Raw genomic sequence first — 20,809 nt, forward strand, 5'->3', positions numbered from 1 at the left:
CCGTGCCGCCCTCGTGCACCCCGGACGCCCGGCCCGTCCTCAGGTCAGGAAGCGTTGGACCGCGCGCATCTTGTTCATCGCGTCCAGTGCGGCGACCTTGTAGGACTCCGCCAGCGTGGGGTAGTTGAAAACCGCGTCCACGAGGTAGTCGACGGTGGCGCCGCACCCCATCACCGTCTGCCCGATGTGCACCAGCTCGGTCGCACCGGTGCCGAACACGTGCACGCCGAGCAGCATCCGGTCCTCCGCGTGCACGAGCAGCTTGAGCATCCCGTAGCTGTCGCCCAGGATGGCGCCGCGGGCCAGCTCGCGGTAACGGGAGATGCCCACCTCGAACGGCACGTTCGCCTCGGTCAGCTCGTCCTCGGTACGGCCGACGTAGCTGATCTCGGGGATCGTGTAGATGCCGATCGGCTGCAGCTCGCCCATCTCGGTCCCGACGGGCTCCTCCAGGGCGTGGTAAGCCGCCCGCCTGCCCTGCTCCATCGAGGTGGCCGCGAGCGCGGGGAAGCCGATCACGTCGCCCACGGCGTAGATGTGGGGTACGGAGGTGCGGTAGTGCTCGTCGACCGCGATCCGGCCGCGGGCGTCGGCCTCCAGCCCGGCGTTGCCGACCTCGAGCGCCTCGGTGACGCCCTGCCGCCCGGCGGAGTACATCACCGTGTCGGCCGGGATCCGCTTGCCGCTTTCCAGCACGGTCAGCGTCGCGCCGTCGTGGTGGTCGACCCGGGCCACCGTCTCGTTGAAGCGGAACGTCACCGCGAGGTCTCGCAGCTGGTACTTCAGGGCCTCGACGATCTCCAGGTCGCAGAAGTCCAGCATCCGGTCGCGGCGTTCGACCACGGTGACCTTGGTGCCCAGGGCGGCGAACATCGAGGCGTACTCGATGCCGATCACCCCGGCGCCGACCACCACCATCGACGACGGGATCTGCTCCATCTCCAGCAACTGGTCGGAGTCGACGATGCTGCGGCCGTCGAAGGCCACCGAGGACGGCCGGGCCGGGCGGGTGCCGACCGCGATCACGATCCGGTCGGCGGTGACGGTGCGTACGCCGCCGTCGGGTCCGGTGACCGCGACGGTGTGGTCGTCGACGAACCTGCCCACGCCGAACAGCATCTGCACGCGGTTGCGGGCGAGCTGGCTGCGGATCACGTCGATCTCGCGGCCGATGACGTGCTGGGTGCGTGCGGACAGGTCGGCGACGGTGATGTCGTCCTTCAGCCGGTACGCCGAGCCGTACAGCTCCCGCTGGTTGAGCCCGGTGAGGTAGAGGATCGCCTCGCGCAGGGTCTTGGACGGGATGGTGCCCGTGTTGATGCAGACCCCACCGATCATGTGCCGCTTCTCCACCACCGCTGTGCGGCGGCCGAGCTTGGCACCGGCGATCGCGGCCTTCTGGCCGCCGGGCCCGGATCCGATGACGAGCAGGTCGTAGTCGTACATCCGCACACTCCTGACACCGGCGAGGCCCGACGCCACCATCCTGACGGTCCGCCGCACTTGTGTCGATCAATGCCGGGTGGCGACCAGCGCGTCCAGCCCGGTGCGGTCCAGGAACCCCGCGGCTCCCCCGGCCGCGCCGACCTTCCAGGAGGCGAAGTACGTCGCCCGCGACAGCGCGGCTCGCGGGTCCAGGCCGCGGGACCAGCCGTCCAGGAACGCGGCGAACAACGCGTCGCCGGCGCCGACCGTGCTCACCACCTCGCGGGTACGTACGGCGGGAAGGTGCACGAGCGGTTCACCGCGGACACCGAGCAGCGCGCCGTCGGCACCCAGCCCGACCACCACGACGGATGTCCCGTGCCGGCGGTGCAGCTCGGCCACGAAGTCCCGCGGCGCGCGGTCGAGGCGTTCGTGGGAGGCGAACAGCAGGTCGGCACCGGCCAGCCAGTCGCGGTTGTAGGAGTCCTCCGGCCCGGACACCGCCTGGACGTCGGCGGCCACCGCCACGCCGCGCTCGCGGGCCGCGGCGAGCAGCGGGTGCGCGTAGCCGATGGTGCCGAGCACGACCAGGCGCACGTCCGCGAGCAGTCCGGGCACCAGCTCCGGTGGGTACGCCGCGCGCTGGACGTCCTTGAGGTCGACGAGGTTGCGGCGCCGGCCGTCGGTTTCGTGGCGTACGAGGGACTGCGCGGTCGCGGGGGTCGCACGTACGACATGGGCCGGGTCCAGCCCGCGGGCGGCAAGCGTCTGCACGCACACCGAACCCAGCAGATCGTCACCGACCACCGAGGCGAAGCGCACGTCCTGGCCCAGGGCGTGCAGCGCCAGGGCGACGTTGACGCCGACCCCGGACACCGAGGTGGACAGGACGTGCTCACCGAACGCGTCGGCATCGGTGAGCCGGTCGGCGGGCACCGTCGTCTCGACGCTGGTGTGCCCGACGACCACGATCACGGTGCCGCGCGGCCCCTAGACCTGGACGCGGCGGCGTACGGCGTCGAGGATCTCCGCCACCGCCTCGTCGACCGGCACCCCGTTCTTCTGCTCACCGGAGCGGTACCGGAACGACACCGCGCCCTTGGCGACGTCGTCGTCGCCGGCCAGCAGCATGTACGGAACCTTCTGCTTCTGCGCGTTGCGGATCTTCTTCTGCATCCGGTCGTCGGAGGTGTCGATCTCCACCCGGATGCCGTGCTCGGCGAGCTTCGCGGCCACGTCGCGGAGGTACGGCACGTGCTCGTCGGTGATCGGGATACCGACCACCTGGACCGGCGCCAGCCAGGGAGGGAACGCGCCGGCGTAGTGCTCGACCAGCACCCCGAGGAACCGCTCGATCGACCCGAACTTCGCCGAGTGGATCATCACCGGTTGCTGCCGTGAGCCGTCCGCCGCCTGGTACTCCAGCCCGAAGCGGGCCGGCTGGTTGAAGTCGTACTGGATGGTCGACATCTGCCAAGTGCGGCCGATCGCGTCACGCGCCTGAACGGAGATCTTCGGGCCATAGAACGCGGCGCCGCCGGGGTCGGGCACGAGGTCGAGACCGGTCTCCTTCGCGGCGTCCTCGAGGATCCTGGTGGCCTCGGCCCACTGCTCGTCGGTGCCGATGAACTTGTCGGAGTCGTCACGGGTCGACAGCTCGAGGTAGAAGTCCTCCAGGCCGAAGTCCTTGAGCAACCCCAGGATGAAGGCGAGCAGGTGCTTGATCTCGCTGTTGGCCTGCTCGGGGGTGACGTAGGAGTGCGAGTCGTCCATGGTCAGGCCGCGGACGCGGGTGAGGCCGTGCACAACGCCGGACTTCTCGAACCGGTAGACCGACCCGAACTCGAACAACCGCAGCGGAAGCTCGCGGTAGGACCGCCCGCGCGACTTGTAGATCAGGTTGTGCATCGGGCAGTTCATTGCCTTGAGGTAGTACTTCGCGCCCTCGAGTTCCATCGCCGGGAACATCGTGTCGGCGTAGTAGGGCAGGTGCCCGGAGGTCTCGAACAGCCCGCCCTTGGTGATGTGCGGGGTCCCGACGTACTGGAACCCCTCCTCCAGATGGCGCTTACGGGCGTAGTCCTCCATCTCCCGTTTGATCACGCCGCCCTTGGGGTGGAAGACCGGGAAACCGGAGCCGAGCTCGTCGGGGAAGGAGTACAGGTCGAGTTCGGTGCCGAGCTTGCGGTGGTCGCGTCGCTCGGCCTCCTCCAGCCGCTGGAGGTAGGCCTTGAGGGCTTCGCGGGACTCCCAGGCGGTGCCGTAGATGCGCTGCAGCTGGGGGTTCTTCTCACTGCCCCGCCAGTACGCCGCCGCCACCCGCATCAGCTTGAACGCCGGGATGGTGCGGGTGGTGGGCAGGTGCGGCCCGCGGCAGAGGTCCTTCCAGGCCAGCTCGCCGTCGCGGCGCAGGTTGTCGTAGATGGTCAGCTCACCGCCGCCGACCTCGACTCCGGCACCCTCCGCGGCGTCGCCGGCACCGCCCTTGAGACCGATCAGCTCCAGCTTGTACGGCTCGTCGGCCAGCTCGGTGCGTGCGTCGTCGTCGCCGACGACCCGGCGGGAGAACGCCTGGCCCTCCTTGACGATCTCCTGCATGCGCTTCTCGATGCGCTTGAAGTCGTCGGGGTGGAACGGCTCGGCGACGTCGAAGTCGTAGTAGAAGCCGTTCTCCACCGGCGGGCCGATGCCGAGCTTCGCCTCGGGGTAGAGCTCCTGCACCGCCTGGGCCAGCACGTGCGCGGTGGAGTGGCGCAGGATCGCCCGGCCGTCGGTGCTGTCGATCGCCACCGGCTCCACCTCGTCACCGGCCGACAGCGGCCAGGCGAGGTCGCGCAGCTCACCGTCGACCCGCGCGGCCACGACGGCGCGGTCGCCGGGTGCGACGCCGAGCGCCTCACCGGCCGTCGTGCCCGTCGTCACCTCGGCCTCGGCGCGCTCGCCGGAACGGACGACGGTGACGGTGATCTCGGACACTTCGGGCTCCTCCGGGGGTACGGGGACGGCGAGTGGACTGAGCGGAATGAATGGACTACCCGGCGATCCTATGCGGTGGCCCCCGGCGCCCCGGAGCCGCCGCACGCGCCGTCAGGACCGCTGTCCCCCAGGCAGGTAGCCGACCCCGACCTGGGCGGGGCGCAGCAGCTTGTCGGCCAGCGCGTAGCCGGGCCGGCGTACCTCCACCACCCGGCCCACCTGGTCGCCGGGCTCGACCGGCACCCGGGCCACCGCCTCGTGCACCCGCGGGTCGAACTCCTGTCCGCTCGCGTCGACCTCGCGCAGGCCGCGCCGGTGGAGGATCTCCAGCAGCTCGGCCCGCACCGAGCCCAGGTCTCCTGCGTCGCCGTCCTCTCCTCCGGCACCCTGGCCGGTGAGCGCGTCGATCCGGTCCACGACCAGGAGGATCTCCCGGGCCAGCGGCGCCACGAACTGGTCGACGAGGCCCTGCCGGGCGAACTCCAGCTGGCGGTACAGCTCGTCGTACATCCGCTGCCGGGCCTGGTCCTCCAGCAGGCGGCGCTGGAACAGGTCGCGCAGCGCGGCCACCTCCTGCGCCAGCTCGGCCACCTCCGGCGACCCGGCCTGCTGCTGCTCCACGGGTTGCCCCAGGGGCGGCCTGCCCGGTTGCCCGTCGGGCTGCTCGGCCGGTTGCCTGACCGGCTGCGAGGTTCGTTCCGACATGCCTAGATCCCCTTCCGGAAGGTCCCGCCGTAGGTGGGCCCGCGGCCGCCGCCACGGCCCCGGCCGTATCCGCGCCGGTGCTGCTTCCAGGCCGGCTGCCGGTGGCGGAGGACGTACAACGCGACGATCAGCACGATCCAGCACGCGCCCACCACGCGCAGGCTCTCCACGTGGGCCAGGGCGACGAACAGGATCGCGCCGGCCAGCGGGACGAGGTACAGCCGCAGCGAGCGGCTGCGTACCCACACCGGGGCGCGCGCCTCGGCGAGCAGGTCCTTCAGCTCCTCGGCGTACATGGTGACGTTCCAGTCGGTCAGCTCGAGCTTCCGGATCCGGCGCAGGTGCCGGCGGACCAGGGTGTACTGCCGCCGGGAGGTGATGACCGGCCGGTCCGTTCCCCGGCCGTCGCCCCAGTGGTCGACGCTGGTGACGGCCACCTCGTACAGCGCCGTCGCCAGCGCGACCTTGACGTCCTCCGCCTCGGGGTTGGCCTCTACCGCGCGCTGCAGGACCGTCAGCCCCTCCTTCACCCGACCGGCACCGACCTGGGCGGCGCCGAGGCCGGTCAGCGCGCGGAGGTTGTCGGGCTCGCGTTCGCGGACGTAGTCGTACTCGGCCTGGGCGAGGCGCCAGCGGCCCTGCTCGAGGTAACGGTCGCCCCGGCGCAGGTGGTCGTCCAGGTCGGGGTCGCGGCGGTGGCCGGACGTGCCGGGGCCGCCGGAGCCCCCGGAGCCGGTCCCACCGGATGGGCCTGGACCTCTCGGCCCACCCGGCCCGCCCGGCGCGGGGGTCGGTGCCGGCACCCGATCACGGACCGCGTCGCCGTTGGAACCGCTCCCCTGGCCGCCGGCGCCGGTGCCTGTGCCTTTCGTCGCCGCGGACCGGCGGGCCCGGGCGAGTTTCTCGTCGTACGCGGACCGCGCCGCCGCGTCCAGCAGCGCCTTCTCCGCCGCGTCGACGTCACGGACGCGCTGCTCGGCGTACGCCCGGCGCTCGGGGTCGGGGCTGGACTGGCGGCGCACCCAGACCCGGCGCTGGGCCGTGATCGCCGCCCGGATCTGCTCGGTGCTGGCGCCGGGCGCGACCTCGAGGATCTCGTAGTAGTCGACGGGCATGGTTCAGCCGGCTTCAGCTGATGTCGAGCAGGCGCATCCGGTCGGTGGCCGACGCGACCTCGCCCTCGGCCATCGTGGCGACGTTGTTCACCTCGAAGGTGCCGATCCGCTCCCCCGACGTCCTGTCGTGCACCTCGATGAAGACGGTCTGGTCGATGTCGTACGCGTAGACCACCTCGAACGGCGCACCCGCCGGATAGGGAGGGATGTCGAACGTCTGCTCACCGATCGCTCGTACGTAGTCGGGATCGTCGTCGTCGCCCTGTGTCACCTCGACCTTGAGCCGGGTCTGGTTGTTCTCGATGGTCTCGAACACCTGCCCGCGCTTGGCGGGAATCTTGGTGTTGGCCGGGATGATGACGACGTTCTCCACCTCCTCGGGCGAGGCGGCGCCGCGGCGCAGGGCCAGCGCGCCCAGCCCCTGCGAGGTGACGTCACGGATCCGGGGGCGGGTCACCGCCGACGCCAGCACCGGCAGCGGCTCCGCGCGCACGCCGTCCGCCGTGCCGGTGGCGCTTCCGTTCGTCCCGCCGGCACCGGCGACATCGGCAACCTCGAGGTCGACCAGGTGCGCCTGGATCGCCGCGCCCAGCGCGACCACCTCGTCGGGATTGACCGAACGGATGGGCTGACGCCCCGACACCTTCTCGATCATCGCGCGCACCATCGGCATCCGGGTGGACCCGCCCGCGAGGAGCACGTGGTCGACACCGGACCAGTCCAGGCCGGCGTCACCGACCACGATCTCGGCGATGTCGCGGGTGCGGCTGATCAGGCTGGAGGTGACGTCCTCGAACTCCGCGCGGGTCAGCGGCACGACCTTCGACACTCCGCCGCCGGACAGCACCACCCGGGTCTGCTCGACCGTGGTGAGGCTGCGCTTGGCGATCTCGGCCTTCTCCCGCAGGTCCGCCTCTGCCTCGGCGCCGTCGAGCAGGCTCGGCCCACCGGCGGCCTGGAAGCGCTCGTCCAGCAGGCGCATCAGCAGGTTGTCGAAGTCGAAGCCGCCGAGGTTGCGGTCGCCGTGCGTGGCGAGTACGTCGAAGTCACCGCCGCCTACCCGCATCACGGTCACGTCGAACGTGCCGCCGCCGAGGTCGTAGACACAGACGGTGCCCTCGACCTCGTGCTCGACGCCGTAGGCGAGCGCCGCCGCGGTCGGCTCGTTGAGCACCCGGGCGACGTTCAGCCCGGCGATCCGGCCGGCGTCGATGGTCGCCCGCCGTGGGGCGTCGTCGAAGTACGCGGGGACGGTCACCACCGCATCCGTCACCGGCGAACCCAGCGCGAGTTCGACGTCGTCCTTGATGCGGCGCAGGATGATCGCGGAGATCTCCTCCGGCCGGTACGTCGTCCCGCCGCTGGTCTCGAACTTCCAGCTCGGGTCGCCCATCGACCGCTTCACGAACTGCACGACGTCCAGCGGCGCCGTCACCGCGGACCGCTTCGCCATAGTGCCCACGATCGGCAACTCGTCCTGGAAGAGGACGACCGACGGCGTGAGGCGCTCGCCGTCCCGGTTGACCACGATCTCGGGCTTGCCGAGCTCGTTCACCCGCGCGGCGGCGGAGTAGGTGGTGCCCAGGTCGATGCCGATCGTGTGCCCCACGAGTCCGTCCCTTCCAACGCACCGGTCACCATACCGGCGACCGGGCCGGTGCCGGTCCACCCAACGTAGCTGAACCTTCACCTTCGTGGCGTTCCGCCATCCCGGCATCAAGTGCCCCGGCTCCGTCATCCCCGGGACGATCGCGGTACTGCGCACTCCCGTTACCCTCCCGTTCGTGCTCATCCTGTTGCCGCCCTCGGAGGGCAAGGCCGCCGCCGGCAGAGGGCGCCCGGTCGACCTCGACTCGCTGTCGCTGCCCGAACTCACCCCGGCCCGCGCCAAGGTTCTCGACGCGCTGGTCGACCTGTGCGGGGATGCGGACCGGACCGACGAGGCGATGACCGTGCTCGGGCTGTCCGCGAGCCAGCGCGGCGAGGTCGAACGCGACGCACGACTGCGGAACGCGCCGACGCTTCCGGCGGCCAGGCTGTACACCGGAGTGCTGTACGACGCGCTCGACCTGGCCTCGCTCGGACCCGCGCAACGACGCCGGGCGCAGCGCTACCTGCTGATCTGCTCCGGCCTGTGGGGCGCGGTCCGGTTGCGTGACCGCATTCCGCCGTACCGCTGCTCGATGACGGTCCGGTTGCCCGGCGTCGGCGCGCTCGGCGCGTTCTGGCGGGAGAGCATGCCGGCCGCGATCACCGGCGCGGCCGGGCGCGGACTGGTGCTGGACCTGCGCTCCTCGGCGTACGCCACCGCCTGGACACCCACCGGCGAAGTCGCCGGCCGCACCGCGACGGTGCGGGTGCTGCAGGAGACGCGGCCGGGCGACCCGTCCAGCCGTACAGTCGTCAGCCACTTCAACAAGGCCACCAAGGGACGGCTGGTCCGCGACCTGCTGAACGGCGACGACAACCCACGCCGCCCGAACGACCTGGTCGACGTGCTGCGGGCGCTGGGCTACCAGGTCGAGGCCGAGCGTCCCGAACGCGGACGCCCCTGGCAGTTGGACGTCGTGGTGGCCTCCGTCTGAGAGGACGACAGGGCCGTTCGAACTCCGGTGAAGGGGCCGCCCTCCCTGTCCGCCCGGGCGGGCGGCGTCCAACCATGGAGGGGAGGTGATTTCCATGGCCAAGATCCTGTTCGTGCTGACCGGGGCAAGCTACTGGACGCTGAAGGACGGGACCAGGCATCCGACCGGTTACTGGGCCGAGGAGTTCACGGCCCCCTACAGCGCACTCACCGCGGCCGGCCACGAGGTCGTCGTGGCCACTCCCGGCGGTGTCGTACCGCACGTGGACGTGATGAGCCTGCGGCCCTCGATGGCCGGCGGCGAGCAGACCGCCCTGGAGCAGGAGGAGGTTCTGCGGTCCGCCGAGGAGTTGCGCCGGCCGATCGAGCTGGCGGACGCGCGGCTGGAGGACTACGACGCCGTCTACTACCCCGGCGGTCACGGCCCGATGGAGGACCTGTGGGCCGACGCCGACTCGGGCCGGTTGCTGGTCGCGGCCCTCGCCTCGGGCAAGCCGCTGGCCATCGTCTGCCACGCGCCGGTCGCCATGCTCTCCACCCGCAGGGACGGCAGGTCACCCTTCGCCGGTTACCGGGTCACTGCCTACACCAACGACGAGGAGGACGCGGTGGGCCTGGCCGCCAGGGCCAGGTGGCTGGCCGAGGACGAGCTCGTCGGCATGGGTGTCGAGTTCACCCGCGGCGAGATATGGAAGCCCTACACGGTGGTGGACCGCAACCTGTTCACCGGGCAGAATCCCGCCTCCGCCGCACCGCTCGCCCAGGAGCTGCTGAAGGTGCTCGGCTAGAGATCGAACGGGTGGTCACCGCAGACCACCACCTGCGCAGCCGGGGACTCACCTCGACGCCGACCGTTCGTGGTTGTCAGTCACGAACGGTTCGGGCAGTGACGCGACCCGTGACGTGCAGGAGCCGTGTGCACGTGTACGTGTACGTGTACGAGGAGAAGCGAGGACTGGGCACGACCAAACAACGAGAGCTCGTCACCGACGTCGGTGACGAGCTCTCGATCTGCTGTGCTTTCGGTGGGCGATACTGGGATCGAACCAGTGACCTCTTCGGTGTGAACGAAGCGCTCTCCCGCTGAGCTAATCGCCCGTCTGCACACCCCGAGCGGGGCGACAGAAACCCTAGCGCATCGCCGTCTACCGCAACGACCGGACCCACTCCCAGGCGGACACGACCGGGCCGGGCCATCCCTGGGTCACCACCCACGCAGCCGCCGCGGCGACGACAAGCACCACCACGACCGCGCCGATCAGGAGGTTGCGCCTGCGGGCCTTCGGATCCATCGCCTTCTCACCCGCCGCGCGCGCCTTGTCCTTCGACCACTCCAGAGTCCGGTGCGCCCACGCGAACTCGGTGGCCAGCACCGCGAGTCCGAGGATGACCGTCAGCCAGCCGGGACCGGGCGCGACGAACATGACGAGCCCGGCGACGATGAGCAGCACGCCGACCACGAAGACTCCGCCGCGCCAGGTGGCGTTGAGCGTGGGGTGGCGGCGGATGCTGCGGCGCGCATGGTGGTGCCACTGGATCCGGCGCCAGGGCCGGTGTTTCTTCTTGTCCTCGTCGTCGTGCTCGTCCCGTTGCTCGTCGTCGTGCTCGTCCTGCTGTCCGCCCCGATGCCCGTCCTGTCGTTCATGGTCGGCGCGGTCGCCTTGGTCGGCCGATCCCCGAACGTCCGACCCGCGCGGCGTGTCGCTTTCGGAAGCGTTGGCGCCGCCGTCGTCCACGCTGTGCCGGTCAGGTCGCGGAGGCGCGACGGCCTGCCGGCCATCGGCCACGTGCTCGTCGTGGTCGGTGTGTCGGTAGGCGCTCACGAATCCTCCTGCGTGGTTCTCCGCGCTTCGTCCGTTATGGTTTGAGCGCGGGGCCCGGAGACACAATGCCCCCGCTGCCAGTGGTATAGCCGCAGAGCCTACCGTGAGGTCCGACCCCCTTCTGGCGAAGGGAAAACCGCGATCTCGTCTCGCATGCTGAGAAGTTTGCAGGGGCGAATTCGACCAGACCGGGACGCACCAACCTCCCCGGTTTGATGCAAGGGACTTTGGAGTAGCAGACTCTCGCGCTATGGCCCTACCGCCGGTCCCGCACCACCCACGGAAAGGCCCCCGCCCCCCGATGGATGCACTCCCCGCTTCGGTCACGCACGCGCTGCCGCTCCGCCTCATCGACGGAACGGGAGCCGCGCTGCGGCTGACCGCAGAGCTCCGATACGACGCCGCCGACCCGTATGCCGTCGACGCGGTGTTTCACACTGGCGAACCCCGCGGAGTCCGTTGGGTCTTCGCCAGGGAACTCCTGTCCGAAGGACTGTTCCGGCCCACCGGTGACGGTGACGTGCACGTCTCGCCCCTCGTGGACGAGACCGGTCGCGCCATCGTGCTCATCGAGCTTCGCTCCCCCGACGGGGAGGCGGTGCTCCATGCTCCGGCGGACGGTCTCGCGACCTTCCTGCAGAGCACGTACTCGATCATTCCTCCGGGTGAGGAGAGCGGGCACGTCGACCTCGACCTGCTGGTCGAGGAGCTTCGCCGCAGCTCCGGCCCGGCGGTCTAGCCAGGCTACGTGCGGATCGACCCCGGCCCACCTTCCGGGTGGTCCGGGGTCGATCCGACGTTGCGTACGTCAACTCGGCACGGTCAGGGCCTCACCGTGTGTCATGGCGTGCCGGCATGTCATGGCCTGTCATCGGTGCGGCTGCGGATCGTCTCCTCGCGCGAACCGCTCCGGTCAGGGATCGATCCGGTCGGCCGCCGCTCGCGCGAACTCCGCCATCACCCTCGCGGTCACCGGACCTGGAGCGGTGAGCTTCCGCCCGTCCAGTGAGTTCACCGCCTGCACGTCGCGGGTCGTCGAGGTGAGGAAGAGCTCCTCGGCCTCCTCCAGCGCGCTCATCGGCAGGTCTTTCTCGTACCCACCGCACCACTCCAGCACCAGCGCTCGGGTCACTCCGGCCAGGCAGCCCGCCGACAGCGGCGGGGTGTAGACCTCGCCGCCGAGTACGACGAACAGGTTCGAGCCCGTCCCCTCGCACACGTTGCCGACGGTGTTGGCGAACAGCGCCTCCGTCGCGCCGTGCTCGCGGGCGTGGGCGAGGGCGACGACGTTCTCCGCGTACGACGTCGTCTTCAGCCCGGCCAGGGCGCCCCGCTCGTTGCGCGGCCACGGCACGGTGGCCAGGGGGGTGGACTCGGGCCGCGCCGGTAGCTCTGCGATCGCCACCATCACGGTCAGTCCCTGGTCACCGCGTTCGGACCCGAGCGGTGCGGGTCCGCCGGTGACGGTGATGCGCAGCCGGCCGTCGGGCCGGTCCCACGCTTCCAGGACGGCCGACACCCCACGGCGCACCGCGGCCGGGTCGAGCCCGGTGAGGCCGAGGCCGTGCGCGGAGCGGGCCAGGCGGTCCAGATGCCTGGTCAGCGCGAACGGCCGGCCGCCGACGACCTTGAGCGTCTCGAACACGCCGTCGCCGACAGTGATGCCGTGGTCGAGCGGCGCCAGCGCGGGCGCGTACGGATCCTCGACGAGCCGGTCGTCGACCCAAACTCTCATTCCGCCCACGCGTCCCTTTCTGCGACTTTCGTCCTGACCTGCGCCGCTGATGGTCAGCATGGCCAGCCTAGAGCCCTGGACGGGCACCTTCGGACACCTACCCTCCGAGCATGGAGGGCCATGGGGGGTCCGGGCGGCTGATTTCTGCCCGGGCGAAGATGTTCTTGTCGTACGTCGCCGCGGGGGCGCTCGCCCTAGGGGCGGGGTGTGCCGCACCGCCGGGCGTCGACCCGAGCCGACCGGCCGGCCCCGCGGGGGCCTCGGACAGAGCCTCGGACAGAGGCTCGGAAAGGGCCTCGGACGGGACGGACTGGCCGGCTTCGACGGTGACCCCCGGGACCACCCCCACTCCGACCGCCACCCCGCGTGGTGGAAGCATCCCGGCGCCACGGTTCGAGCCGCACGCGCCGGAGCCGATCACGTTGGCGTTCGCCGGCGACATCCACTTCCAGAACCAGCTCAGGTCGCGGCTGGCGAACCCGGGGACCGCGCTGGCTCCCCTGCGCCCGGAGTTGTCCGCCGCCGACCTCACGGTCGCCAACCTGGAGACGGCGGTCACCACCCGTGGCGCACCGGAGGCCAAGCGCTACCGGTTCCGGGCGCCGTCGAGCGCCTTCGCCGCGGTGGCCGCCGCCGGGATCGACGTGGTGACCATGGCCAACAACCACGCCGTCGACTACGGGCCGGTCGGGCTGCGGGACACCCTCGCCGCGGCGGCGCACGCCCCGGTGGCGGTGGTCGGCATCGGATCCGACGCCGACCAGGCGTTCGCTCCGCACGTCGCACGGATCCGGGGTACGACGGTCGCGGTGATCGGCGCGGACGCCGTTCCGGATCCCACCACCCGGCACTTCGCCGCGGATGACGACAGCGCCGGGATCGCGGTCGCCATCCGGCCGGCGCGCCTGCTGGCCGCCGTGCGAGCGGCCCGGCGTACGGCGGACCTCGTGGTGGTCTACCTCCACTGGGGCCAGGAGCGGGTGGGTTGTCCCACGTCTGACCAGCGCGAACTTGCCCGGCAGCTGGCCGGTGCCGGAGCCGACATCGTGGTGGGCAGCCACGCGCACATCCAGCTGGGGGCGGGGACGCTGGACGACACGTTCGTGGCGTACGGCCTGGGCAACTTCGTGTGGTACTCCCGGAACAGCCGGCGCGAGTCGACGACGGGCGTCCTCACCCTGACCGTGCAGGGGCGCTCGGTGCGGGAAGCCCGCTGGACTCCGGGCCGGGTCGGCGCCGACGGGCTGCCCCGATTCACCGCCGGTGACCAGGCTGAACGCCTCCGTCGGGAGTTCGCGGATCTGACCGGCTGCACCGGTTTGGGACGGATAGGGACACCCCCGGTTTGAGCCTGGCGAGGGATCCGATAATGTTCTCTGCGCGTCGAGGAAACAGCTCGAAGCACACGCGGACGTAGCGCAGCTGGTAGCGCATCACCTTGCCAAGGTGAGGGTCGCGGGTTCGAATCCCGTCGTCCGCTCGGAGCGGGCCTGGTGGCTTGGGTTTTCATCCAGGTCGGCAGGACGGCGCGCCGTTGGTGGAGTGGCCGAGAGGCGAGGCAACGGCCTGCAAAGCCGTGTACACGGGTTCAAATCCCGTCTCCACCTCCAAACCCTCGCACCATGCGGGCGATTAGCTCAGTGGGAGAGCGCTACCTTGACACGGTAGAGGTCACTGGTTCAATCCCAGTATCGCCCACCCCGTATGCGCAGTTCGGGCCCCGCTTCGGCGGGGCCTTTCGCTTCTCCGGCACGTGCTTGTCCCGGCCGATCACCTGTTCCTCCGTGGGACCACCCCTGGCTACCGACCGGCTACTCGACCGGCGCCCGGTCAGGCTTGCCACGACCAGTAAGGTAAAGGGACGGTAAAGCGAGCGGAGGAGGTGCCGCACCATGCGTCCCTCCCCCGCCGCTGCCTTCCCCGCCGCTCGAACGGGCCGTGCCCAACGTCGACGAGCTCCGGCACCGTCCGCCCTCCTCCTTCTGAGCGTGCTGGCCGTGCTGTTCGGGGGCCTGCTGACCGGCCCGGAACCCCTTGCCGGCCACGCCCCACCGGTACACGCCTCCGTCGCGGCCGACACCCGCGCCCCTGCCGCCGATCCGGGAGTCGCCAGAGCCGCCACCGGTAAGCACACCATCGCGTCCGCGGCACCGGCGCCCGACCGGGGCGAGCGACCCGACGCCGTGGTCGCCGGGGCACCACTGGTCTCCTGGGTCCACGGACTCAACTCCACCCTCCCCGACCAGGCGCCGACGCTCGGCGCCACCGTCGCGACCGCACCCCTGTCCGGGGCGACCCGGCGGGTGCACTCCGCCCACACCGACCACCACCCGAGCCGCGCACCTCCGCAGGTCTGACGAGCCGACTCCGTCCGCCTGAGTTCTCCGCACGCCCGGCGCGTGCGAACCATCCGGAGGTCCGACCCGTGAACCGCTCGTACGCGGTACACGGCGTGGCTGCGCACCCCGGCCGGCCTGTCAGCAGGCTTCGCGCCGACACATGCACGTTCGTGGTTTCCCGCCACGACCACCGCGCCGTGACCCCACCGTCCCCACCCACGACACCCGACCGTCGACGCTCCCACGTCAGCGCCCACCGGGCCTGCCGAATCCCACGAGACCGCCGCGACTCTCGCGGAGGTCGCCGTGAGCGCCGCTGAGCTCAACGTCGTCCTCGCGGGCGCCATGCTCGTCCTGCTCGCCGCCACGGCCGCCGTCCGGCTGTCGGTGAAAGCAGGCCTGCCCACGCTGCTGGTCTACCTCGCGATCGGGCTGGTGATCGGCGAAGCCGGCCTCGGCCTGGAGTTCGAGGACGCCCAGCTCACCCAGAACCTCGGCCTGATCGCGCTCGCGGTGATCCTCGCCGAGGGCGGGCTCACCACCCGCTGGTCGGTGATCCGGCCGGTCGTCGGGGTCAGCGCGCTGCTGGCCACGCTGGGCGTGGGGATCAGCGTGGCCATCACCGCGTTCGTCGCCCACGCGGCCCTGAACTTCGACTGGCGTACGTCGATCCTGCTCGCCGCCGCGGTCGGCTCCACCGACGCGGCCGCGGTGTTCTCCGTACTCCGCCGGCTGCCGCTGCCGGGCCGGCTCGGCGCGACCCTGGAGGCCGAGTCCGGGTTCAACGACCCGCCGGTGGTCATCCTGGTGACGCTGGTGGTCTCCGACGCCTGGACGCGGGCCAACCCGGTCACCGCACTCGGCCGGGTGGGCTACCAGCTGGTCGTCGGCGTCCTTGTCGGCCTGGTCGTCGGCCGGGTCGCCCAGTGGGTGCTGTCCCGGAGCGCACTGCCGGCCGCCGGGCTGTATCCGATCGCGACCCTCGCCATGGCGCTGCTCGCCTACGCCGGCGCCGGGATGGTCAACGCCAGCGGGCTGCTCGCGGCGTACGTCACCGGGTTGTGGCTCGGCAACGCACCACTGCCCCACCGGCGGGCCACCCTGGGGTTCGCCGAGGGCACCGCCTGGCTGGCCCAGATCGGGCTGTTCGTCCTGCTCGGGCTGCTGGTCAGCCCGGAGCGGCTGGCTGCCGCCCTGGTGCCGGCACTCGTCGTCGGCGGCGCACTGCTGCTGCTGGCCCGGCCGTTGACCGTGCTCGTCTGCGCGACCGGGTTCGGGGTGCCGTGGCGTGAACAGGTGTTCATGTCCTGGGCCGGACTGCGGGGCGCGGTACCGATCGTGGTGGCCACCATCCCGCTGAGCGCGGGCCTGCCCGCGGCCACCACGGTCTTCGACGTCGTGTTCGTCCTGGTGGTCGTCTTCACCCTCGTCCAGGGGCCGACGCTGCCGTTCCTCGCCCGCAGGCTGGGGATCAGCTCCGCCGGGCAGGCCCTGGACCTGACCGTGGAGTCGGCCCCGCTGGAGGAGGCGCACGCCGAACTGCTCCAGGTCGGCGTACCGCCCGGGTCCCGCCTCGTCGGTGTCTACGTGGACGAGCTCCGGCTGCCGGCCGGTGCAGCGGTCAGCCTCGTCGTCCGCGACGGCAGGGCGTTCGTGCCCACCGGCCACACCGTCGTCCGCGCCGGGGACCAGCTGCTGGTGGTCACCACGGAGAGCGCGCGCCGGCAGACCGAACGCCGGCTGCGTGCCGTGGGCCGGGCCGGGCGGCTCGCCCGATGGTTCGGCGAACACGGCGACGACCCACCACCGGCGGCCAACTCGGCAGCCGACTCGGCGGCCAACTCTCGGCCGACCTCGAAGTCCCGGCGCCTCGTGCACCGGATCCGCCCGCGAACCCTCCGCCCGCGAACCCTCCGCCCGCGAACCAGGACGGACATCTCATGACCCTGACAGCAGTGCTCGCCGTAGGCATCTTCGTCATCGCCTACGTGTTCATCGCCACCGAGAAGGTGCACCGGGTCACGGCCGCGCTGGCCGGCGCCGGCCTGATGGCGCTGGCCGGCATCGTCGACGCCCACTCCGCGTTCTTCGCCGAGGAGACCGGCGTGGAGTGGAACGTCATCTTCCTGCTGCTCGGGATGATGATCATCGTCAGCATCCTCAAACAGACCGGGCTGTTCCAGTACCTCGCGATCTGGGCGGCCAAGCGGGCACTGGGGCGGCCGTACCGGCTGATGGTCATGCTCGTCCTGATCACCGCGGCGCTGTCGCCGTTCCTGGACAACGTGACCACGGTGCTGCTGATCGCTCCGGTCACGGTGCTGGTCTGCCGGCGGCTCGGCCTCCCGATCGCGCCGTACCTCATCGCGGAGGCCTTGGCCTCCAACATCGCCGGCACCGCAACGCTCATCGGCGACCCGCCGAACATCATCATCGGCACCCGCGCCGGCCTGTCGTTCAACGACTTCCTGTTCAACCTCGCACCGATCGTGGTCGTGCTGGTAGGTGTGTTCCTGCTGATGTGCCGGTGGCTGTTCAGGGACACCCTCCGCCGCCGGCCCCAGCACACCGAGGACCTGATGGACCTCGACGAGCGGGAGGCGATCACCGACCCGAAGATGCTCCTCCGGTGCCTCGTCGTGCTGTCCGCGGTGGTGGTGGCGTTCGCGCTGCACTCCGTACTCCACCTGGAGCCGTCCATCGTCGCGCTGCTCGGCGCCGGGGTGATGGTGCTGGTGTCCGGGACGTCCTCCCAGCAGTTCCTGGAGGAGGTGGAGTGGTCCACGCTGGTGTTCTTCATGGGGCTGTTCGTGCTGGTCGGCGGGCTGGTGCGGACCGGTGTGATCGAACGACTGGGCGAGGCGGCGATCTCCGCGGTCGGCGGTGAGTACCTCCTCGCGGGGACCGCGCTGCTGTTCGGCTCGGCGGTCCTCGGCGCGTTCGTGGACAACATCCCGTACGTCGCGACCATGGTGCCGATCGTGCAGGGCGTGGTGGAGGCGGCGCCGAACCCCGAGCAGGGCACGGCACTGTGGTGGGCGTTCGCACTCGGCGCCGACCTCGGCGGCAACGCGACCGCGGTCGCGGCCAGCGCCAACGTCGTGGTCCTCGGTATCGCCGCCCGCAACGGCGAACGCATCAGCTTCTGGGAGTTCACGAAGTACGGCGCGATCGTCACCGTGGTGACGGTGACGCTGGCCTGGCCCTACGTCTGGCTGCGCTACTTCGCCCTGGGCTGATGGTGCACGTCGCCGGCCCGGTCGCCCGGGGCGTCGCCCGACACGCCGTCGCCCGACACGCCGTCGGGCGCGTCGCCGGGGCTGCGCGCCTCCAGTGGGTGCTCCCCGACGGTCACGCCGGGCAGCACCTCGGTCGGGTGCGGAGACGCCCCCCGCGGCGCCTCCGCCCCGTCCGCCACCCGGCGGCGGGCCTCGGCCCGGCGTCCCAGATGGGCGTGCAGATTCGCGTTGAACGCCGCGCCGACCAGCAGCGAGATCACCACGACGTACAACCACAGCAACACCACGATCGGTGCGGCCAGCGGACCGTAGATCGAGGTGCCGCCGATGGTCTGGGTGAGGGTGGTGCGCAGCATCCAGCCACCGGCCAGCCACATCACCATGGCCACCGCGGCGCCGCCGAAGTCGTGCCGCCAGGGAGTCCGCTCCGGCAGCGCCAGGTGGTAGAGCGTGGCGAGGAACCCGGTCGAGGCCACCACCACGACCGGCCAGTACAACGAGACCAGGAACTGCAGCCGCGACGGGAGGATCGAGTCGACCAGGGTCGGACCGGCCAGCGCGAGCGGGATGACCACGATGCCGATGGCCAGGGCCACGACGTACATCGAGAACGACAGCACCCTGGTCCGGACGATGCCGCGCCGGCCACCGAAGCCGTACATGATCGTGATCGTGTCGATGAGGACGTTCAGCGCCCGCGAGCCCGACCACAGGGCGAGCACGAACCCGATGGAGATCACGTCGGCGCGGCCGCGGTCGAGGACGGCGTTCAAGGTGGGGACGATCACCCGCTGGACGCTGTCCTCGGTGAGGGCGCCGCGGGCGATGTTGATCAGCTGGCCCTTGACGTCGTTGATGGCGTCCGGACCGAAGCCGCCCACGACATAGCCGACGGAACCGGCGAGCCCGAAGACCAGGGGCGGAAGGGACAGGATGGCGAAGAACGCGCCCTCCGCCGCCAGGCCGGTGACGCGGTAGCGCAGGCAGGTCGCGATCGTCCCCCGGACCAGGCGCCACGCGAGCGTGCGGCGGACCCGGCGGCGGATCCTGACCACGTTTCGCGCCCCCACGGGTCCGGCCCTCATGAGGCATACCGTAACGACATGAACCCAAGGGGCCGGTTCGCCACCCACACGGTGTCCAACCAGCCGCCGCCGCTGGCGCCGCACGACGCGCTCGCCGCCGACCTCGCGCTGGACGAGGCGCTGGCCCGCTGGGGCCGCCCCGGCCTGGCCGCCGCCGGTGGGCGGCTCGCCGAGATCGGTGCGCTGGCCGGGTCGGAGCAGGCCCGGGAGTGGGCGTTCGACGCCCACCGGCACCCGCCGCGCCTGGTCACCCACGACCGCTACGGCGAACGCGCCGACGAGGTGGAGTTCCACCCGTCCTGGCACCATCTGCTCGGCCGGGCGGTGGGATGGGGGCTGCACGGGGCGCCCTGGACCAGCGGCGAGGCCACCCCGCACCTGGCCCGGGCGGCCGGCTTCTACCTGTGGAGCCAGGCCGAGGCCGGGCACGGCTGCCCGGTGTCGATGACGTACGCCGCGGTGCCGGCGCTGCGCGCCGAGGAGTCGCTGGCCGCCGCGTGGACGCCGTTGCTGTCCTCCCCCGCCTACGACCCGGGCCTGCGACCGGCGGCCGGCAAGCGGGGCGCGCTGGCCGGGATGGCGATGACGGAGAAGCAGGGCGGTTCGGACGTACGTTCCAACACCACCGTGGCGGACCCTGGCGGCGCTGACGGCGAGTACGTCCTGACCGGGCACAAGTGGTTCTGTTCGGCGCCGATGAGCGACGTGTTCCTCGTCCTGGCCCAGGCACCCGGCGGGCTGACCTGCTTCGTCCTGCCGAGGGTGCTGCCCGACGGCACCCGCAACGCCGTCCGGCTGGTCCGGCTGAAGGACAAGCTCGGCAACCGGTCCAACGCCTCCGCGGAGGTGGAGTTCGAGGGCGCCCTCGCTAGCCGTCTCGGTCCGGAGGGGCGCGGCGTCGCGACGATCCTGGCGATGGTGAACGCCACCCGGCTGGACTGCGTACTCGGCTCGGCCGCCCTGATGCGCCGCGCGGTCGGCGAGGCGAGCTGGCACGCCGCCCACCGGCGGGCGTTCGGCAGCTCGCTCGCCGACCAGCCGGCGATGGCGAACGTGCTCGCCGACCTGGCAGTGGAACAGGAGGCCGCGACCACGCTGGCGATGCGGCTGGCAGCGGCGACCGACGCGGCGGAGGCGGACCCCGGCGAGCGGGCGCTGTTGCGGATCGCGCTGCCCGCGGCGAAGTACTACGTGTGCAAGCGCGCCCCGTCGGTGGCCGCGGAGGCGCTGGAGTGCCTCGGCGGCAACGGGTACGTCGAGGAGTCCGGCATGCCGATGCTGTTTCGGGAGTCCCCGCTGAACTCCGTCTGGGAGGGCGCGGGCTCGGTCCAGGCGCTCGACGTGCTCCGCGCGCTGCGCCGCGAACCCGACGCGCTGACCGCCTGGCTGGGCGAGATAGCGCCCGCCCGCGGCGCCGACCCGCGCCTGGACCACGCGGTGGAGGACCTGCTGACCTCGCTCGCGGACCTGTCCGAACCGGAGTACTCGGCCCGCCGGCTGGCCGAGCGCATCGCGGTCGTGTTCCAGGGCGCACTGCTCGTGCGGTACGCCCCGGCCGAGGTGGCGGACGCCTTCTGCGCCTCCCGGCTCGGACCGGGCGGGTGTGTGACGTTCGGCACACTCCCCCGCGGTACCGACGCGGCGGCGATCATCGACCGGGCCGCGCCCGCCCCGCTGCCCGGCCGGGACGGTCTCTAGAGTTCCCGGCTCGATCCGGCCGAGTACAGCCAGGCCGTACCAGCAAACGCGGACCGGCGCGCGGCCGTGCCGATTTCGAGACAAT

17 protein-coding genes and 4 tRNA genes are annotated in these 20,809 nt (G+C 71.5%); 11 read left to right on the plus strand and 10 right to left on the minus strand.

Translation table 11 applies throughout. From position 1 onward, the window contains the following. Positions 1-39: 39 nt before the first annotated feature. The 6 genes from sthA to F4554_RS16130 form a co-directional block, all read right to left on the minus strand. Complete coding sequence (gene sthA, locus F4554_RS16105) at positions 40-1,446, minus strand: Si-specific NAD(P)(+) transhydrogenase (RefSeq protein ID WP_179788130.1); 1,407 nt, start codon at positions 1,444-1,446, stop codon at positions 40-42. Between the two features lie 66 nt (positions 1,447-1,512). Continuing rightward, the gene (locus F4554_RS16110) at positions 1,513-2,400 is read right to left on the minus strand and encodes a PfkB family carbohydrate kinase (RefSeq protein WP_179788131.1); all 888 of its coding nucleotides are present in this window, start codon (positions 2,398-2,400) and stop codon (positions 1,513-1,515) included. A gap of 15 nt (positions 2,401-2,415) precedes the next feature. Further along, a complete protein-coding gene (gene thrS / locus F4554_RS16115) occupies positions 2,416-4,401 on the minus strand; it encodes a threonine--tRNA ligase (RefSeq protein WP_179788132.1) in 1,986 nt (661 codons plus the stop codon). Positions 4,402-4,512: 111 nt separating this feature from the next. After that, complete coding sequence (gene grpE, locus F4554_RS16120) at positions 4,513-5,106, minus strand: nucleotide exchange factor GrpE (RefSeq protein WP_179788133.1); 594 nt, start codon at positions 5,104-5,106, stop codon at positions 4,513-4,515. A 2-nt stretch (positions 5,107-5,108) separates the two neighbouring features. Next, positions 5,109-6,221, minus strand: a complete 1,113-nt coding sequence (locus F4554_RS16125; protein WP_179788134.1) for a tetratricopeptide repeat protein — start codon at positions 6,219-6,221, stop codon at positions 5,109-5,111. A gap of 13 nt (positions 6,222-6,234) precedes the next feature. After that, on the minus strand, positions 6,235-7,830 hold the full coding sequence (locus F4554_RS16130; protein ID WP_179788135.1) for an Hsp70 family protein: 1,596 nt from the start codon (positions 7,828-7,830) through the stop codon (positions 6,235-6,237). Positions 7,831-8,005: 175 nt separating this feature from the next. Here F4554_RS16130 and yaaA point away from each other — a divergent pair, with 175 nt between their 5' ends. Both yaaA and F4554_RS16140 read left to right on the plus strand, forming a co-directional pair. Further along, positions 8,006-8,806 carry a peroxide stress protein YaaA gene (gene yaaA / locus F4554_RS16135; protein WP_179788136.1) on the plus strand — a complete coding sequence of 267 codons (801 nt, stop codon included), beginning with the start codon at positions 8,006-8,008 and terminating at the stop codon, positions 8,804-8,806. A gap of 94 nt (positions 8,807-8,900) precedes the next feature. Then, a complete protein-coding gene (locus tag F4554_RS16140; RefSeq protein WP_179788137.1) occupies positions 8,901-9,593 on the plus strand; it encodes a type 1 glutamine amidotransferase domain-containing protein in 693 nt (230 codons plus the stop codon). 238 nt (positions 9,594-9,831) lie between these two features. On the opposite strand, the gene F4554_RS16145 is transcribed toward F4554_RS16140, so the two are convergent. Further along, positions 9,832-9,903: transfer RNA gene (locus F4554_RS16145), tRNA-Val, on the minus strand. A gap of 47 nt (positions 9,904-9,950) precedes the next feature. Next, positions 9,951-10,628, minus strand: coding sequence for a TIGR02611 family protein (locus tag F4554_RS16150; RefSeq protein ID WP_202889312.1), 678 nt, complete (start codon positions 10,626-10,628; stop codon positions 9,951-9,953). Positions 10,629-10,929: 301 nt separating this feature from the next. Between F4554_RS16150 and F4554_RS16155 the strand changes: the two genes are divergently transcribed. After that, on the plus strand, positions 10,930-11,367 hold the full coding sequence (locus F4554_RS16155) for an SsgA family sporulation/cell division regulator (protein ID WP_092655164.1): 438 nt from the start codon (positions 10,930-10,932) through the stop codon (positions 11,365-11,367). Between the two features lie 174 nt (positions 11,368-11,541). Here F4554_RS16155 and F4554_RS16160 read toward each other — a convergent pair whose 3' ends face one another. Then, positions 11,542-12,363, minus strand: a complete 822-nt coding sequence (locus F4554_RS16160) for an aminotransferase class IV (protein ID WP_179788139.1) — start codon at positions 12,361-12,363, stop codon at positions 11,542-11,544. Between the two features lie 326 nt (positions 12,364-12,689). Here F4554_RS16160 and F4554_RS16165 point away from each other — a divergent pair, with 326 nt between their 5' ends. From F4554_RS16165 to F4554_RS16195, 7 genes are all read left to right on the plus strand, one after another. Next, complete coding sequence (locus F4554_RS16165; protein ID WP_179788140.1) at positions 12,690-13,712, plus strand: CapA family protein; 1,023 nt, start codon at positions 12,690-12,692, stop codon at positions 13,710-13,712. A gap of 58 nt (positions 13,713-13,770) precedes the next feature. Beyond that, positions 13,771-13,843: transfer RNA gene (locus F4554_RS16170), tRNA-Gly, on the plus strand. 56 nt (positions 13,844-13,899) lie between these two features. Then, positions 13,900-13,973 (plus strand) — tRNA-Cys (locus F4554_RS16175). Between the two features lie 16 nt (positions 13,974-13,989). Then, positions 13,990-14,061: transfer RNA gene (locus F4554_RS16180), tRNA-Val, on the plus strand. A gap of 290 nt (positions 14,062-14,351) precedes the next feature. Continuing rightward, complete coding sequence (locus tag F4554_RS16185; protein WP_179788141.1) at positions 14,352-14,720, plus strand: hypothetical protein; 369 nt, start codon at positions 14,352-14,354, stop codon at positions 14,718-14,720. A gap of 288 nt (positions 14,721-15,008) precedes the next feature. Next, on the plus strand, positions 15,009-16,646 hold the full coding sequence (locus F4554_RS16190; RefSeq protein WP_179788142.1) for a potassium/proton antiporter: 1,638 nt from the start codon (positions 15,009-15,011) through the stop codon (positions 16,644-16,646). After that, a complete protein-coding gene (locus tag F4554_RS16195) occupies positions 16,643-17,941 on the plus strand; it encodes an ArsB/NhaD family transporter (protein ID WP_425546750.1) in 1,299 nt (432 codons plus the stop codon). The genes F4554_RS16190 and F4554_RS16195 overlap by 4 nt, the downstream gene beginning before the upstream one ends. Here the strand turns inward: F4554_RS16195 and F4554_RS16200 are convergent. Continuing rightward, positions 17,923-19,026 carry a YihY/virulence factor BrkB family protein gene (locus F4554_RS16200; protein WP_179788143.1) on the minus strand — a complete coding sequence of 368 codons (1,104 nt, stop codon included), beginning with the start codon at positions 19,024-19,026 and terminating at the stop codon, positions 17,923-17,925. The genes F4554_RS16195 and F4554_RS16200 overlap by 19 nt on opposite strands. Before the next feature lie 18 nt (positions 19,027-19,044). On the opposite strand from F4554_RS16200, the gene F4554_RS16205 reads away from it, so the two are divergent. Next, positions 19,045-20,724 (plus strand): acyl-CoA dehydrogenase family protein, encoded by a 1,680-nt coding sequence (locus tag F4554_RS16205; protein ID WP_179788144.1) that lies wholly within the window; start codon positions 19,045-19,047, stop codon positions 20,722-20,724. Positions 20,725-20,809 lie beyond the last annotated feature (85 nt).

This window comes from Actinopolymorpha rutila, assembly GCF_013407855.1.
In the GTDB taxonomy this organism is placed as follows: Bacteria; Actinomycetota; Actinomycetes; order Propionibacteriales; family Actinopolymorphaceae; genus Actinopolymorpha; species Actinopolymorpha rutila.